General features: G+C 64.2%; 16 protein-coding genes. 11 read left to right on the top strand and 5 right to left on the bottom strand.

What is annotated here, in order from left to right:
• Positions 1-34: 34 nt before the first annotated feature.
• A complete protein-coding gene (locus tag ACM0M4_RS18650; RefSeq protein ID WP_003104406.1) occupies positions 35-214 on the bottom strand; it encodes a PA1571 family protein in 180 nt (59 codons plus the stop codon).
• 209 nt (positions 215-423) lie between these two features.
• Here ACM0M4_RS18650 and ACM0M4_RS18645 point away from each other — a divergent pair, with 209 nt between their 5' ends.
• Both ACM0M4_RS18645 and ACM0M4_RS18640 read left to right on the top strand, forming a co-directional pair.
• Positions 424-1569 (top strand): ATP-NAD kinase family protein, encoded by a 1146-nt coding sequence (locus ACM0M4_RS18645; protein ID WP_023132106.1) that lies wholly within the window; start codon positions 424-426, stop codon positions 1567-1569.
• 10 nt (positions 1570-1579) lie between these two features.
• The gene (locus ACM0M4_RS18640; RefSeq protein ID WP_054379988.1) at positions 1580-2176 is read left to right on the top strand and encodes a DUF1287 domain-containing protein; all 597 of its coding nucleotides are present in this window, start codon (positions 1580-1582) and stop codon (positions 2174-2176) included.
• Between the two features lie 117 nt (positions 2177-2293).
• On the opposite strand, the gene ACM0M4_RS18635 is transcribed toward ACM0M4_RS18640, so the two are convergent.
• Both ACM0M4_RS18635 and ACM0M4_RS18630 read right to left on the bottom strand, forming a co-directional pair.
• Positions 2294-2575: a pyrimidine/purine nucleoside phosphorylase gene (locus tag ACM0M4_RS18635; protein WP_003087375.1), complete on the bottom strand. Its 282-nt coding sequence runs from the start codon at positions 2573-2575 to the stop codon at positions 2294-2296.
• A 94-nt stretch (positions 2576-2669) separates the two neighbouring features.
• Positions 2670-3221 (bottom strand): exonuclease domain-containing protein, encoded by a 552-nt coding sequence (locus ACM0M4_RS18630; protein WP_003104398.1) that lies wholly within the window; start codon positions 3219-3221, stop codon positions 2670-2672.
• 103 nt (positions 3222-3324) lie between these two features.
• Between ACM0M4_RS18630 and ACM0M4_RS18625 the strand changes: the two genes are divergently transcribed.
• A complete protein-coding gene (locus ACM0M4_RS18625; protein ID WP_003104396.1) occupies positions 3325-4191 on the top strand; it encodes an NAD(P)-dependent oxidoreductase in 867 nt (288 codons plus the stop codon).
• A 6-nt stretch (positions 4192-4197) separates the two neighbouring features.
• Here ACM0M4_RS18625 and ACM0M4_RS18620 read toward each other — a convergent pair whose 3' ends face one another.
• On the bottom strand, positions 4198-4539 hold the full coding sequence (locus tag ACM0M4_RS18620; protein ID WP_003104394.1) for a DMT family protein: 342 nt from the start codon (positions 4537-4539) through the stop codon (positions 4198-4200).
• Positions 4540-4654: 115 nt separating this feature from the next.
• Between ACM0M4_RS18620 and ACM0M4_RS18615 the strand changes: the two genes are divergently transcribed.
• The 3 genes from ACM0M4_RS18615 (at position 4655) to ACM0M4_RS18605 (ending at position 6510) form a co-directional block, all read left to right on the top strand.
• Positions 4655-5410 (top strand): hypothetical protein, encoded by a 756-nt coding sequence (locus ACM0M4_RS18615; RefSeq protein WP_054379987.1) that lies wholly within the window; start codon positions 4655-4657, stop codon positions 5408-5410.
• Between the two features lie 103 nt (positions 5411-5513).
• Positions 5514-5768 carry a YkgJ family cysteine cluster protein gene (locus tag ACM0M4_RS18610; protein ID WP_003087397.1) on the top strand — a complete coding sequence of 85 codons (255 nt, stop codon included), beginning with the start codon at positions 5514-5516 and terminating at the stop codon, positions 5766-5768.
• 133 nt (positions 5769-5901) lie between these two features.
• Complete coding sequence (locus tag ACM0M4_RS18605; RefSeq protein ID WP_003104390.1) at positions 5902-6510, top strand: START domain-containing protein; 609 nt, start codon at positions 5902-5904, stop codon at positions 6508-6510.
• A gap of 114 nt (positions 6511-6624) precedes the next feature.
• Here the strand turns inward: ACM0M4_RS18605 and gltA are convergent, their stop codons facing one another.
• The gene (gene gltA, locus ACM0M4_RS18600; RefSeq protein ID WP_003087400.1) at positions 6625-7911 is read right to left on the bottom strand and encodes a citrate synthase; all 1287 of its coding nucleotides are present in this window, start codon (positions 7909-7911) and stop codon (positions 6625-6627) included.
• 348 nt (positions 7912-8259) lie between these two features.
• Here gltA and sdhC point away from each other — a divergent pair, with 348 nt between their 5' ends.
• From sdhC to ACM0M4_RS18575, 5 genes are all read left to right on the top strand, one after another.
• Positions 8260-8646: a succinate dehydrogenase, cytochrome b556 subunit gene (gene sdhC, locus ACM0M4_RS18595; protein ID WP_003104388.1), complete on the top strand. Its 387-nt coding sequence runs from the start codon at positions 8260-8262 to the stop codon at positions 8644-8646.
• Positions 8640-9008 carry a succinate dehydrogenase, hydrophobic membrane anchor protein gene (sdhD, locus tag ACM0M4_RS18590; RefSeq protein WP_003104386.1) on the top strand — a complete coding sequence of 123 codons (369 nt, stop codon included), beginning with the start codon at positions 8640-8642 and terminating at the stop codon, positions 9006-9008. The genes sdhC and sdhD overlap by 7 nt, the downstream gene beginning before the upstream one ends.
• Positions 9009-9011: 3 nt before the next feature.
• Entirely contained in the window at positions 9012-10784 is a 1773-nt protein-coding gene (gene sdhA, locus ACM0M4_RS18585; protein WP_003087407.1) for a succinate dehydrogenase flavoprotein subunit, read from the top strand.
• A gap of 11 nt (positions 10785-10795) precedes the next feature.
• A complete protein-coding gene (locus tag ACM0M4_RS18580; RefSeq protein WP_003087410.1) occupies positions 10796-11503 on the top strand; it encodes a succinate dehydrogenase iron-sulfur subunit in 708 nt (235 codons plus the stop codon).
• Between the two features lie 256 nt (positions 11504-11759).
• Entirely contained in the window at positions 11760-14591 is a 2832-nt protein-coding gene (locus ACM0M4_RS18575) for a 2-oxoglutarate dehydrogenase E1 component (protein ID WP_003087413.1), read from the top strand.
• Positions 14592-14624: the final 33 nt, after the last annotated feature.

Genomic DNA, 14624 nt, shown 5'->3' with positions numbered 1-14624 from the left:
GGATGCCGGGCTTCGAAGTCGTGCTGGCGGGCGCTCAGGCCTGCTTCTGTTCCTGCTCCAGGGACCTGTCCAGTTCGCGGCAGGCGCGCTGGATCATCACCTCGGTGATCGGGATCTCCCGGCCCTGGGCGTCGATGATGGCGCCACCGGTGTGCTGCTGCGTATTGAAGGGGATCACGCGGCGCTTGGCGGTATCGGTGTGTTGCGAATTCATTGCCCGTCTCCTCATCAGGTTTATCGGCAGTCTAGGGAGCGCAGATGAAACCGCCGTGACAAACGGCGGATGTCGTGCCGCTCCAACGCGAAAGCCATGGACCATAGCAATCTTGCAGTCGGCGTGCCAGCTTGCCGGCTACCGCTGGGTTTTTCTGGTTATAGTGGTCCGACCGGTGTGGGCGTCCTGGAGTTCGCCCGAGGATGAGTATGGACATGTTTCGCCTGGGGTTGGTGGTCAATCCCCTGGCCGGGCTGGGTGGCCCGGTCGCCTTGAAGGGTAGCGACGGGGTGGCCGCCGAGGCCCTGGCCAGAGGCGCCGAACCACGTGCGCTGGAGCGCACCCGGATAGCCCTGGAGTGCCTGTTGCCGCTGGTCGAGAAGATCGAGTTCCTGACCTTTCCCGGGGCCATGGGTGGCGAGTTGCTCGAGCGCATGGGCTTCCGCCATCGCCTGCTCGGCGAGTGGCAGGGAGCGGTCAGCAGCGCGGCGGATACCCGGTTGGCGATCGAGCGCCTGCAGGAGGCCGGTGTCGCCCTGATCCTGTTCGCCGGTGGTGATGGCACAGCACGGGATGTTGCCGGGGTGGTGCGCGAGCAACAGCCGGTGCTCGGCATTCCGGCCGGGGTGAAGATCCACTCCGGGGTCTATGCCATCAGTCCGCGCGCGGCCGGCGAATTGGCCAGGTGCCTGGTCGAGGGCGGCCTGGTGCGCCTGGCCAGCGGCGAGGTGCGCGACCTCGACGAAGAGGCGCTGCGCGCCGGCCGCGTCGCCGCGCGTTGGTACGGCGAGATGACAGTGCCGGAGGAGGGCCACTTCATGCAGCACGTGAAGCAGGCAGGGATGGAGTCCGAGGAGCTGGTGCTGGTGGACCTCGCCGACTGGCTGGCGGAAAACTGGGAAGACGGCGTGCGCTATGTGCTCGGACCGGGCTCGACCTTGCATGGCCTGGCGCGCAACCTCGGCCTGGAAACCACCCTGCTGGGTGTCGACGTGCTGGAGAATGGCGCGGTGATTGCCCGCGACGTCGACGAGGCGCGGCTGTTCGAACTGGTGGACGGTCATCCGGCGTACCTGCTGGTCACCGCCATCGGCGGCCAGGGCCACGTGATCGGTCGCGGCAACCAGCAGATCAGTCCCCGGGTGTTGCGCGCCATCGGCCTGGAGCGCATGCGGGTGGTCGCCACCAAGCGCAAGCTGGGGACCCTCGGGGGCCGCCCGTTGCTGGTCGACAGCGGCGACCCGGTGCTGGACGACAGCTTCCCGGACGCCATCCGGGTCTGGGCCGGCTACAAGGAAGAACTGCTGTATCCGCTGGGATACGCGAAGGACCAGGACGCGCCCGCGGGCGCTTAGGAGGAAAAGGATGGACAAGGACGTATCCGGCGCGCTGCGCCGCCTGTTGCTGCTCGCCATGCTCGGACTGCCGCTGGTGGCGGCCGCTGCGGTCGAACCGCAGCGACTGGTGGATGCGGCGCGTGCCCAGGTGGGCGTTACCCTGGGCTACGACCCGGCCTACCGGCGACTGGACTATCCGGGCGGCGACGTGCCGCTGCAGACCGGGGTCTGCACCGACGTGGTGGTCCGTGCGCTGCGCGGACAGGGGCTGGATCTACAGAAGGCGGTGCACGAGGACATGCGTCGCCACTTCGCGGCCTACCCGCAGCAATGGGGAATGAAAGGTACCGACCGCAACATCGATCACCGCCGCGTACCGAACCTGATGACCTGGTTCAGCCGCCAGGGCCTGGCCCTGGCGCCTAGCCGCGACGCTTCCGCCTACCGGGCCGGAGACATAGTCGCCTGGCGCCTGGACAACGGCCTGCTGCATATCGGCGTGCTTTCCGATCGCAGGCTGGAGGGCAGGCCGCTGGTGTTGCACAACATCGGTGCCGGCGTGCGGGAAGAGGACCTGCTGTTCCGCTACCAGGTCATCGGCCACTACCGCTTCCCGCAGGGCTGAATGGGCTGGGCAAGCCGTTCCAGCGGCGGATGAGCGCAGCTCGATTCCTCCGCCGCAGCCGCTGGACGACGGGCAAGAAAAAACCGGCCTGCGGCCGGTTTTCCTGTCTGCCCGGGCTCAGCGATATTCGCAGAGGTAGGCGGTGTCCTGGGCGACCTTGAGCTGGAACTTGCTGTTCGCCGGGACGGTGAACTGGCTGCCGCTGGCGTATTCCTGCCACTCGTCGCTGCCCGGCAGCTTGACCGTCAGCGCGCCGGCGACCACATGCATGATCTCCAGCTGGCTGGTGCCGAACTCGTATTCGCCTGCCGCCATCACGCCGATGGTGGCCGGGCCGGCGGTCATGTCGAAGGCGATGGATTTGACGGTGCCGTCGAAGTATTCGTTGACCTTGAACATGGGCTTCTCCTGAAGGGGTGAACAGGCGGGTTTGAAAAGGCCCGCCAGTATGCCCAAGCCTCGGAAAGGCGTCACTAGGCGGCGCGGGCCTCGTTCAATGCTCCACCGGCAATACCAGCGGCAGCAGCCGTGCGGTATTGCGGGCATCCTCCAGGGCGCGGTGCTGCTGGCCCTGGAAACTCATCCCGGCCAGTTGCAGGGCCGCGTTCAGGCCGACTGGGCGGGGCAACTGGCGGACTTCGCCGAAGCGTTGCTTGAGATTGACGTGCGGCACTTCGCTGAGCTGGCTGGTCAGCCCGTGCTGGCGCCATTCCTGCTCCAACTGGCGGCGGTCGTAGTCGCCCCAACTGGCCCAGCCGGCCAGTCGCGGACGATGCTGGGCGAGCCAGCGCTCGAAGGCTTCCCAGACCGTATTGAGATGGGCTGCGCCATCGACGTTGGCCTGGCTGATATGCGTGAGGTCGCGGCAGAAGTGGGTCAGCAGCGGCCGCCTGACCGGCCGTACGAAACGCTGGAAGTGGTCCAGTTCGCGGGCGTCCGCGGCGGCGACCAGGGTGGCGCCGATCTCGATGATTTCCATTTCCTCCAGGGGCCAGCCGCCTTCCGCGGTGGTGGCCTCCAGATCGATTACCAGCCAGTGAGGCATCGGAGCTATCCATACCAGGGTCCGCGCTGAGTATGGCGGGGCTTCCGGACCTCGGCAAACCGCTGTGCTAGGCTGCGGGATCGGATTTCGAGGAGATGACGGAATGACTGCGGTCGCATTTCTCGGCCTGGGCACGATGGGCTACCCGATGGCCGGGCACCTGCAACGAGAGGGCTACGACGTCTGTGTCTACAATCGCTCGTCGGCCAAGGCGCTGCGCTGGGTCGAGGAGTACGCCGGACGGCGCGCCGATACGCCGCGCGAGGCCTGTGCTGGCGCCGAGCTGGTGTTCTGTTGCGTCGGTAACGACGACGACCTGCGTGCCGTGGCGCTGGGCGAGCAGGGCGCCTTCGCCGGAATGGCGCCGGGCAGCCTGTTCGTCGACCACACCACCGCTTCGGCGGAAGTCGCCCGCGAGCTGTCGCTGCTGGCTGCCGAGCGTGAGCTGGGCTTTCTCGACGCGCCGGTCTCCGGCGGCCAGGCAGGCGCGGTCAACGGCGCCCTGACGGTGATGGTCGGTGGCGAGGAGGCCTTCTATCGACGCGCCGAACCGCTGTTGCGCAGCTATGCGCGGATGGTCCGGCGAATGGGCGACGTGGGTAGCGGGCAATTGACCAAGATGGTCAACCAGATCTGCGTCGCGGGGCTGCTCCAGGGCCTGGCCGAGGCGCTGCACTTCGCCCGGTGCGCCGGTCTCGATGGCGAGGCGGCGATGCAGGTGATCGGCAAGGGCGCGGCCCAGTCCTGGCAACTGGAAAACCGCCACCAGAGCATGCTGGCCGGAGAGTTCGACTTCGGCTTCGCCGTGGACTGGATGCGCAAGGACCTGTCGATCCTGCTCGCCGAGGCGCGGCGCAACGGCGCGCAGTTGCCGGTCACGGCGCTGGTCGACCAGTTCTACGCCGAAGTGCAGGCGATGGGCGGCGGTCGTTGGGATACCTCCAGCCTGATCGCCCGGCTGCGTTCGTGACGCGGCTCAGGCGCGGAAGATGAAGTACACCGCGCCGAGCAGGCACAGGCCGGCCCAGAGGTAGTCCAGTTTCAGCGGCTGCTGCATGAAGTAGACGCTGAACGGGACGAAGATCGCCAAGGTGATGACTTCCTGCATGATCTTCAGTTGGCCGACCGAGAGTTCGGTGTAGCCGATGCGGTTGGCCGGTACCTGCAGCAGGTATTCGAACAGCGCGATACCCCAACTGATCAGGGCGGCGATGATCCAGGGCTTGCTGTTGAGAGTCTTCAGATGACCATACCAGGCGAAGGTCATGAACAGGTTGGAACAGGCTAGCAACAAGGCGGTTTGCAGCCAGACGGGCATGATGGGTGGGCTCCGGGGGATTGGGACGGCGCCGCAGCCTAATTGGCTGCGGCGATAAATCCAAGTGGGCAGGCATCGACCGGTAGGGGCTGGTGCTCGGAAAAGGATGAAAGGTATGCGGTTGCACAAACGCTCGCTGGTGTGGGGGCTCGCCTTGAGCGGGCTGGCCGTCGTGCTGGCAGCCGCCTGGTGGGCGAGCCAGGCGTCGCGGGAGCCGGCTCTGTGGAGCGAGCTGCGGGTGCCGCCGGCGTTTGCCATCCCGCGCAATTTCGACCTGGGCGAATACCGCTTGAGCTGGGGCGGCAAGAGCCTCGCCCTGTCAGTGGCGGGTAGCGCTCGGCCGCCGTTGTGGGAGAGCGAGGGCGGTTTTCTCGGGGCCGGGCGGGAAAGCGCCGGTCGCCTGCAGTTGCGCTGCCAGGAGCAGAGCCTGGAGAGCTTCGAACTGGTCGGTCGACGCTTGTCCCTGAAGGGGCACCTGCGCTGCGCCGATGGCCGGCTCAGCGCCTACGAGCTGTCGTTCGAGCCGCGCCAGGGCGGCGTGGAGGTGCGCGTCGCGCTGGCGGACAGCGAGCTGAACCGGGTCGCCCTGTCCTGGCGGCGTGGAGCGGGGGAGCGCTTGTCCGGTATCGTCGATGACGAGGCGGAAGGTCGCTCCTGGGTCTTGCCGGCCGGGATCGCTGGCTACTGGAGTTCCGCTGGCAACGCCTTCCTCGGCCACTCGACGGCGGCGCAATCCCTCGACCTGCGCGAGCCGGGCCGCGTGCAATGGCGGGCAGCGACGGAGTCGGCCAGGGCCTGGCTGTTCGCTGCCGGCAACCGCGAGCAGTGGCAGCTTCGCAGCGCGCGTCTCGAGGCGGAAACGCGCCGCTGATCCGCCGGGCTTGGCGGCGGCCTGGCCGGTCCGTATTCTTTGCGCCCGTTTCGGACGGCTGTCCTGGCCGCTCCTCTGCCAACTTTCGGGCGAGATCCTTCCCATGCAATGTAGAGCCGGCTGCGGCGCCTGCTGCATAGCACCGTCGATTTCCTCTCCGCTGCCGGGCATGCCGGCCGGCAAGCCTGCGGGCGTACGCTGCCTGCACCTGGACGAAAACCATCTCTGCGGGCTGTTCGGCCGACCGGAGCGACCGGCCGTATGCGGCCAGTTCGGCGCCGATCCGGAAATCTGCGGCGACAGCCGTGAGCAGGCGCTGGCCCTGATCGCGGAGTGGGAAGTCATCACTGCCGCTTGAACGGGTTGGAAGTCTGGCTGTCTCACGCCATACTGCTGCGCATCCTGCGCCGAAGGCTCAGGATCGCGGCTTGCAGGGCGTCGACCGCCCGGCCGGCGAACCGAAAATAACCATAAAGAGAGGAACAGGAACGATGCGTGGCATTTTGCGTATGACCGTGCTGGCTGCCGCAGTGTTCGGGGTGGCCGGCAATGCGCTGGCCGAAGACTGGAAGCTGGCCAAGGACGAGGATGGCGTGAAGGTCTACCTCAGCAGTGTCCAGGGCTCCAAGTACAAGGCTTATCGCGGCGTTACCGACATCAAGGCCGACGTGGCGACCATCGAGGCGCTGCAGGAGGACGTCAAGGGTTCCTGCAAGTGGATCCATGCCTGCGCCGAGATGAAACTCCTGAAGCAGGAAGGCGCCGACGCCTGGACCTACTCGAAGATCGACATGCCCTGGCCAGTTACCGGTCGCGACGTGGTCATCCATGTCACCACCGAGAAGACTGCGGATGGCACCGTGATCCGTCACCTTAAGGCCGATCCGACCTATATCCCCGAGGAAAAGGGCCAGATCCGCGTGCCCAAGCTGGTCGGCGAGTGGAAGTTGCAGCCGAAGGGGCAGGGCGTGACGGAAGTGACCTACCAGGTGGAAACCGAGCCGGGTGGCAGCATTCCTTCCTGGTTGGCCAACAGCTTCGTGGTCGACGCGCCGCTGAACACCCTCAAGGGCCTGCGTAGCGCTGCCGAGAAGCGCTGAGCGCGCCTTCCCTGCAAAAAGACCGCCTCCGGGGCGGTTTTTTTGTGTCCGGCGGAAAGGGGCGGGCACAAAAAAGGCTGCCGAAGCAGCCTTTCTCGCCGGACGTGACGGGTTTCAGCCGCGATCCTTGAGGGCGGTGAAGTCGCGCTGGGTGTGGCCGGTATAGAGCTGGCGCGGGCGGCCGATCTTGTAGGGGCCGGAGAGCATTTCCTGCCAGTGCGAGATCCAGCCGACGGTACGCGCCAGGGCGAAGATCACGGTGAACATGCTGGTCGGAATGCCGATCGCCTTGAGGATGATCCCCGAGTAGAAGTCGACGTTCGGGTACAGGTTGCGTTCCACGAAGTAGGGGTCGTGGCGGGCGATTTCTTCCAGCTTCATCGCCAGTTCCAGTTGCGGGTCGTTGATGCCCAGCTCCTGGAGGACCTCGTCGCAGGTCTGCTTCATGACCTTGGCGCGCGGGTCGAAGTTCTTGTAGACACGATGGCCGAAGCCCATCAGCTTGAACGGATCGTTCTTGTCCTTGGCCTTCTCGACGAACTTGTCGATGTTGGACACGTCGCCGATCTCGTCGAGCATGCGCAGCACCGCTTCGTTCGCGCCGCCATGGGCCGGTCCCCACAGGGCGGCGATGCCGGAGGCGATGCAGGCGAACGGATTGGCGCCGGAGGAGCCGGCCAGACGCACCGTGGAGGTGGAGGCGTTCTGCTCGTGGTCGGCGTGGAGAATGAAGATGCGGTCCATGGCCTTGGCCAGCACGGGGCTGATCGGCTTGGTCTCGCAGGGGGTGTTGAACATCATGTGGAGGAAGTTTTCCGCGTAGTTCAGGTCGTTACGCGGATACATCATCGGCTCGCCCTTGGAGTACTTGTACACCATGGCGGCGATGGTCGGCATCTTGGCGATCAGGCGATGCGCGGAGACTTCGCGATGCTTCGGGTTATTGATGTCCAGGGAGTCGTGGTAGAAGGCCGAGAGGGCGCCGATCACGCCGCACATCACGGCCATCGGATGGGCGTCGCGGCGGAAGCCGTTGAAGAAGGTCTTCAACTGCTCGTGAACCATGGTGTGGTTCTTGATGGTGCCGACGAACTGTTCCTTCTGCGCGGCGGTGGGCAGCTCGCCGTTCAGCAGCAGGTAGCAGGTTTCCAGGTAGTCGGATTTCTCTGCCAGTTGCTCGATGGGGTAGCCGCGATGGAGGAGGACGCCTTTGTCGCCGTCGATATAGGTGATCTTCGACTCGCAGGAGGCGGTCGACATGAAGCCAGGATCGAAGGTGAAGTGGCCCGTGGCGGTGAGGCCCCGTACATCCACTACATCGGGACCCATGGTACCGGATAGGACGGGCAGTTCGACGGGGGCTGAGCCCTCGATGATCAACTGCGCTTTTTTGTCAGCCATGATGGCCTCCTATTTATGCTTGAAATCATCAGTACCCCCCACGCAGGGCCCGCACCACTATAGAGGGATAAATTCGAAAGTCAATTTGCGCGAATCCATGCCGTAGAGCCTTCCGTGGCGGGGTTTTCGCAGAAAAAGGGGGCTATTTACGCCTTTTATAAAAGGCCCGCAATCAACCATTTGGCGATGGGTGTTTTCGTTGTCATTAGTAGCCTAACTGTCTATACTCGGCGTCCGACCGCAAGGGGTATTCCTGGCCCGCTTTCATAGACGGTCGCCACTCCCTGGTGATGGGTACCTGACAAGTGCACTTCCCGACAACTAGCCCTGTTCGTTAGGGCTCTCAGTGTGAAAAAAGCCGTGAATAGCAAACGACCTGTAAACCTAGACCTAAGGACCATCAAACTCCCTGTCACCGCTTACACGTCCATTCTCCACCGTATCTCTGGCGTCATCCTGTTCCTCGGTATTGCCGTGCTGCTGTTCGCGCTCGACAAGTCGCTGAGTTCGGAAGAAGGCTTCGAGCAGGTGAAGGCGTGCCTGACCAGTCCCCTGGCCAAGCTGGTGATCTGGGGCCTGCTGTCTGCGCTGCTGTACCACCTGGTGGCTGGTGTTCGCCACCTGGTCATGGACGCTGGCGTCGGCGAGACGCTGGAAGGCGGTAAGCGTGGCTCCAAAATCGTCATCGCCATCGCGGTGGTGCTGATCGTTCTGGCGGGGGTATGGGTATGGTAACTAACGTCACAAACTTCTCGCGCTCCGGCCTCTACGACTGGATGGCCCAGCGCGTTTCCGCGGTCGTTCTCGCGGCTTATGTCATTTTCCTGCTGGGCTACCTCATTGCTCACCCCAACATTTCCTACGCGGACTGGCACGGCCTGTTCTCGCAGGGTTGGATGCGCATCTTCAGCCTGTTGACCCTGGTTGCCCTGAGCGTCCATGCGTGGGTCGGTATGTGGACCATCTCCACCGACTACCTGACTTCGATGGCTCTCGGCAAGGCGGCGACAGTCGTGCGTTTCCTCTTCCAGGCGGTTTGCGGCATGGCGATGTTCGCATTCTTCGTCTGGGGTGTGCAGATTCTTTGGGGTATGTGATCCATGGCTAGCATTCGTACACTTTCCTTTGACGCCATCATCGTCGGTGGCGGTGGCGCCGGCATGCGTGCCGCGCTGCAACTGGCCCAGGGCGGCCACAAGACCGCCGTGGTGACCAAGGTCTTCCCGACCCGTTCCCACACCGTATCCGCACAGGGTGGCATCACCTGCGCGATCGCTTCGGCCGACCCGAACGACGATTGGCGTTGGCACATGTACGACACCGTCAAGGGCTCCGACTACATCGGTGACCAGGACGCGATCGAATACATGTGTTCCGTCGGCCCCGAGGCCGTGTTCGAGCTCGAGCACATGGGCCTGCCGTTCTCCCGTACCGAAACCGGTCGCATCTACCAGCGTCCGTTCGGCGGCCAGTCCAAGGACTTCGGCAAGGGTGGCCAGGCCGCCCGTACCTGCGCCGCCGCCGACCGTACCGGCCACGCGCTGCTGCACACCCTGTACCAGGCCAACCTGAAGAATGGCACCTCGTTCCTCAACGAGTGGTACGCGGTTGACCTGGTGAAGAACCAGGACGGCGCGGTGGTCGGCATCATCGCCATCTGCATCGAGACCGGCGAGACCGTCTACATCCGTTCCAAGGCCGTGGTCCTGGCCACTGGCGGTGCCGGCCGTATCTACGCCTCCACCACCAATGCGCTGATCAATACCGGTGACGGCGTGGGCATGGCCCTGCGTGCCGGCGTGCCGGTGCAGGACATCGAGATGTGGCAGTTCCACCCGACCGGCATCGCCGGCGCCGGTGTACTGGTCACCGAAGGTTGCCGCGGCGAAGGCGGTTACCTGATCAACGCCCACGGCGAGCGCTTCATGGAGCGTTATGCGCCGAACGCGAAGGACCTGGCCGGTCGCGACGTGGTCGCCCGTTCCATGGTCAAGGAAGTCCTGGCCGGCAACGGCGTGGGCCCGAACAAGGACCACGTGCTGCTGAAACTCGACCACCTCGGCGAGGAAGTCCTGCACAGCCGCCTGCCCGGCATCTGCGAACTGTCCAAGACCTTCGCCCACGTCGACCCGGTCGTTGCGCCGATCCCGGTGATCCCGACCTGCCACTACATGATGGGCGGCGTTGCCACCAACATCCATGGCCAGGCCATCACCCAGGACGCCAACGGCAACGACCAGATCGTCGAAGGCCTGTTCGCCGTGGGCGAAGTGGCCTGCGTATCGGTACACGGCGCCAACCGCCTGGGCGGCAACTCGCTGCTCGACCTGGTGGTATTCGGCCGTGCCGCCGGTCTGCACCTGGAAAAAGCGCTGAAAGAGGGCATCGACGCCCGCGGCGCTTCCGAGAGCGACCTGGAAGCCTCCTTCAAGCGCCTGAACGGCGTGAACGAGCGCACCAGCGGCGAAGAAGTCGCTCCGCTCAAGCGCGAGCTGCAAAGCTGCATGCAGAACTACTTCGGTGTGTTCCGCACCGGCGAGTACATGCAGAAGGGCATCGCCCAGCTGGCCGACCTGCGCGAGCGTATCGCCAACGTCAAGATCAACGACAAGAGCCAGGCATTCAACACCGCGCGCATCGAAGCGCTGGAACTGCAAAACCTCCTCGAGGTGGCCGAGGCCACCGCGATCGCGGCCGAGCACCGCAAGGAGTCCCGTGGCGCCCACGCCCGTGAAGACTTCGAGGAGCGCGACGACGAGAACTGGCTGTGCCACACCCTGTACTTCCCGGGTGAGAAGCGCGTATCCAAGCGTTCCGTCAACTTCGCGCCGAAGACCGTTCCGGCATTCGAACCCAAGGTTCGGACTTACTAAGGGTGCCCGCCATGTTGCAAGTGAGTGTTTATCGTTACAACCCCGACAAAGATGCTGCGCCGTACATGCAGGATTTCCAGGTCGACACCAACGGCAAGGACGTGATGGTCCTCGACGTGCTGGCGCTGATCAAGGAACAGGACGAGGGCTTCTCCTACCGTCGTTCCTGCCGTGAAGGCGTCTGCGGCTCCGATGGCATGAACATCAACGGCAAGAACGGCCTGGCCTGCATCACCCCGCTGTCGGCCGCCGGCCTGAAGGGCGGCAAGCTGGTGATCCGTCCGCTGCCCGGCCTGCCGGTCATTCGTGACCTGGTCGTGGACATGAGCATCTTCTACAAGCAATACGAGAAGGTGAAGCCGTTCCTGCAGAACGATACGCCGGCCCCGGCCATCGAGCGTCTGCAGACCCCGGAAGAGCGCGAGAAGCTGGACGGTCTGTACGAGTGCATCCTGTGCGCCTGCTGCTCGACCTCCTGCCCGTCCTTCTGGTGGAACCCCGACAAGTTCCTCGGTCCGGCCGCACTGCTGCAAGCCTATCGTTTCCTGGCCGACAGTCGTGACACCAAGACCGAAGAGCGCCTGGCTTCGCTGGACGACCCGTTCAGTGTGTTCCGCTGCCGCGGAATCATGAACTGCGTGAACGTTTGCCCGAAGGGTCTGAACCCGACCAAGGCGATCGGCCACGTGCGTAATATGCTGCTGCAGAGCGGAACCTGATCCTCTCGCAGTTGTTATATGAGTTGTACCTAGCAACACCTGTGGCGCCGGAGTTCTTCCGGCGTCGCAGCAACTAAGCGGGCCAAGCTCACAAAGCCATGGCCCAGATTTGAAAAATATGACCAGCAGGGGCATCCGGGCTGGTACCCGGACTATCTGCGGGATCTGTAGTGGCCATACCGATGTCGCTGCCTGAGGACTTCGGAGCCTTCAAGGTTTCGCCAGGTGGTTGTCCCCTTACCGAGGGTGACCTAGCATGCACGAAAGCGTAATGCAGCGGATGTGGAACAGTGCCCATCTATCCGGTGGTAACGCTGCCTACGTCGAAGAGCTCTACGAGCTCTACCTGCACGACCCTAACGCTGTGCCAGAAGAGTGGCGCACGTATTTCCAGAAGCTTCCCGCCGATGGCAATCCCGCCCCCGACGTCTCGCACTCCACAGTGCGCGATCATTTCGTCCTGCTGGCCAAGAACCAGCGCCGTGCCCAGCCGGTTTCCGCCGGTAGCGTGAGCAGCGAGCACGAGAAGAAGCAGGTCGAAGTCCTTCGTCTCATTCACGCTTACCGTCTCCGCGGCCACCAGGCTTCCACCCTCGACCCGCTCGGCCTGTGGCAGCGTCCCGCGCCTGCCGACCTGTCGATCGACCACTACGGTCTGACGGGTGCCGACCTGGACACCACTTTCCGCACCGGTGAGCTTTACATCGGCAAGGAAGAGGCGACCCTGCGTGAAATCGTCGACAGCCTGAAGAGCACCTACTGCGGTACCTTCGGCGCCGAGTTCATGCACATCGTCGATTCCGAGCAGCGCAAGTGGTTCCTCCAGCGTCTGGAAAGCGTGCGTGGCCGTCCCGGCTTCTCCGCCGAGGCGCGTGCGCACCTGCTCGAGCGCCTGACCGCGGCCGAAGGCCTGGAGAAGTACCTGGGCACCAAGTACCCGGGCACCAAGCGTTTCGGCCTGGAAGGCGGCGAAAGCCTGATCCCGATGGTCGACGAGATCATCCAGCGCTGCGGTTCCTACGGCGCCAAGGAAATCGTCATCGGCATGGCTCACCGCGGTCGCCTGAACGTCCTGGTCAACACCCTGGGCAAGAACCCGCGCGACCTGTTCGACGAGTTCGAAGGCAAGAAGATCGTCGAGCTGGGCTCCGGTGACGTGAAGTACCACCAGGGCTTCTCCTCGAACGTGATGACCAGCGGTGGCGAAGTCCACCTGGCGCTGGCGTTCAACCCGTCGCACCTGGAAATCGTTTCCCCGGTGGTCGAGGGTTCCGTTCGTGCTCGCCAGGACCGCCGCAAGGACAGCTCCGGCGACAAGGTGGTACCGATTTCCATCCACGGCGATGCCGCCTTCGCGGGACAGGGCGTGGTCATGGAAACCTTCCAGATGTCGCAGACCCGCGCCTACAAGACCGGTGGCACCATCCACCTGGTGATCAACAACCAGGTCGGTTTCACCACCAGCCGCCAGGACGATGCGCGTTCCACCGAGTACGCCACCGACGTGGCGAAGATGATTCAGGCGCCGATCTTCCACGTCAACGGCGACGATCCCGAAGCCGTGCTGTTCGTCACCCAGTTGGCCGTCGACTACCGCATGCAGTTCAAGCGTGACGTGGTCATCGACCTGGTCTGCTACCGTCGCCGCGGCCACAACGAGGCGGACGAGCCGAGCGGCACCCAGCCGCTGATGTACCAGCAGATCGCCAAGCAGCGTACTACCCGCGAGCTGTACGCCGATGCCCTGGTGAATGCCGGCGTGCTCAGCGCCGAGCAGGTTCAGTCGAAGATCGACGACTACCGCGACGCCCTGGACAACGGCCTGCACGTGGTGAAGAGCCTGGTCAAGGAACCCAACAAGGAACTGTTCGTCGACTGGCGTCCGTACCTGGGTCATGCCTGGACCGCGCGTCACGACACCCGCTTCGACCTGAAGACCCTGCAGGAACTGTCCAGCAAGATGCTGGAAGTGCCGGAAGGCTTCGTGGTTCAGCGCCAGGTTTCGAAGATCTACGAAGATCGCCAGAAGATGGCGGCCGGTGGCCTGCCGATCAACTGGGGCTTCGCCGAGACCCTGGCCTACGCGACCCTGCTGTTCGAAGGCCATCCGGTACGGATGACCGGCCAGGACGTCGGCCGTGGCACCTTCTCGCACCGTCACGCGGTGCTGCACAACCAGAAGGACGACTCGGTCTACGTACCGCTGGCCAATCTGTTCGACGGCCAGCCGCGCCTGGATATCTACGATTCCTTCCTTTCGGAAGAGGCCGTGCTGGCGTTCGAATACGGTTTCGCCACCACCACGCCGAACTCGCTGGTGATCTGGGAAGCCCAGTTCGGCGACTTCGCCAACGGCGCCCAGGTGGTCATCGACCAGTTCATCACCAGTGGCGAAAGCAAATGGGGCCGACTCTGCGGCCTGACCATGCTGCTGCCGCACGGCTATGAGGGGCAGGGCCCGGAGCACTCCTCCGCGCGCCTGGAGCGCTACCTGCAGCTCTGTGCCGAGCAGAACATCCAGGTCTGCGTGCCGACCACCCCGGCTCAGGTCTACCACATGCTCCGCCGTCAGGTGATCCGCCCGCTGCGCAAGCCGCTGGTGGTGATGACGCCGAAGTCCCTGCTGCGTCACAAGCTCGCCATCTCGACCCTGGAAGATCTGGCCAACGGTTCCTTCCAGACCGTGATCCCGGAAATCGACAGCCTGGATCCGAAGAAGGTCGACCGCGTCGTGCTGTGCAGCGGCAAGGTGTACTACGACCTGCTGGAGAAGCGTCGCGCGGAAGGCCGCGAAGATACCGCGATCGTCCGTATCGAGCAGCTGTATCCGTTCCCGGAAGACGACCTGGCGGAAGTTCTGGCTCCGTACAAGAACCTCAAGCACATCGTCTGGTGCCAGGAAGAGCCGATGAACCAGGGCGCCTGGTTCTGCAGCCAGCATCACATGCGTCGTGTCATCGCCGCGCACAAGAAGGGCCTCAATCTCGAGTACGCCGGCCGCGAAGGCTCCGCTGCTCCGGCTTGCGGCTACGCCTCGATGCACGCCGAGCAGCAGGAAAAACTGCTGCAAGACGCCTTTACTGTTTAACGCCTACGCGCTGAAGAAACCGAATTTAAGGAA

Origin of the sequence: Pseudomonas sp. 18-147, from assembly GCF_051048045.1 — a bacterium.
Classification (GTDB): Bacteria; Pseudomonadota; Gammaproteobacteria; order Pseudomonadales; family Pseudomonadaceae; genus Pseudomonas; species Pseudomonas aeruginosa.
This window is presented reverse-complemented; position numbering and strand designations above follow the sequence as displayed.

Coding starts and splice junctions, on each gene's coding strand:
- ACM0M4_RS18650 (WP_003104406.1), bottom strand. CDS start 214: ATGAATTCGCAACACACCGATACCGCCAAGCGCCGCGTGATCCCCTTC.
- ACM0M4_RS18645 (WP_023132106.1), top strand. CDS start 424: ATGGACATGTTTCGCCTGGGGTTGGTGGTCAATCCCCTGGCCGGGCTG.
- ACM0M4_RS18640 (WP_054379988.1), top strand. CDS start 1,580: ATGGACAAGGACGTATCCGGCGCGCTGCGCCGCCTGTTGCTGCTCGCC.
- ACM0M4_RS18635 (WP_003087375.1), bottom strand. CDS start 2,575: ATGTTCAAGGTCAACGAATACTTCGACGGCACCGTCAAATCCATCGCC.
- ACM0M4_RS18630 (WP_003104398.1), bottom strand. CDS start 3,221: ATGCCTCACTGGCTGGTAATCGATCTGGAGGCCACCACCGCGGAAGGC.
- ACM0M4_RS18625 (WP_003104396.1), top strand. CDS start 3,325: ATGACTGCGGTCGCATTTCTCGGCCTGGGCACGATGGGCTACCCGATG.
- ACM0M4_RS18620 (WP_003104394.1), bottom strand. CDS start 4,539: ATGCCCGTCTGGCTGCAAACCGCCTTGTTGCTAGCCTGTTCCAACCTG.
- ACM0M4_RS18615 (WP_054379987.1), top strand. CDS start 4,655: ATGCGGTTGCACAAACGCTCGCTGGTGTGGGGGCTCGCCTTGAGCGGG.
- ACM0M4_RS18610 (WP_003087397.1), top strand. CDS start 5,514: ATGCAATGTAGAGCCGGCTGCGGCGCCTGCTGCATAGCACCGTCGATT.
- ACM0M4_RS18605 (WP_003104390.1), top strand. CDS start 5,902: ATGCGTGGCATTTTGCGTATGACCGTGCTGGCTGCCGCAGTGTTCGGG.
- gltA (WP_003087400.1), bottom strand. CDS start 7,911: ATGGCTGACAAAAAAGCGCAGTTGATCATCGAGGGCTCAGCCCCCGTC.
- sdhD (WP_003104386.1), top strand. CDS start 8,640: ATGGTAACTAACGTCACAAACTTCTCGCGCTCCGGCCTCTACGACTGG.
- sdhA (WP_003087407.1), top strand. CDS start 9,012: ATGGCTAGCATTCGTACACTTTCCTTTGACGCCATCATCGTCGGTGGC.
- ACM0M4_RS18580 (WP_003087410.1), top strand. CDS start 10,796: ATGTTGCAAGTGAGTGTTTATCGTTACAACCCCGACAAAGATGCTGCG.
- ACM0M4_RS18575 (WP_003087413.1), top strand. CDS start 11,760: ATGCACGAAAGCGTAATGCAGCGGATGTGGAACAGTGCCCATCTATCC.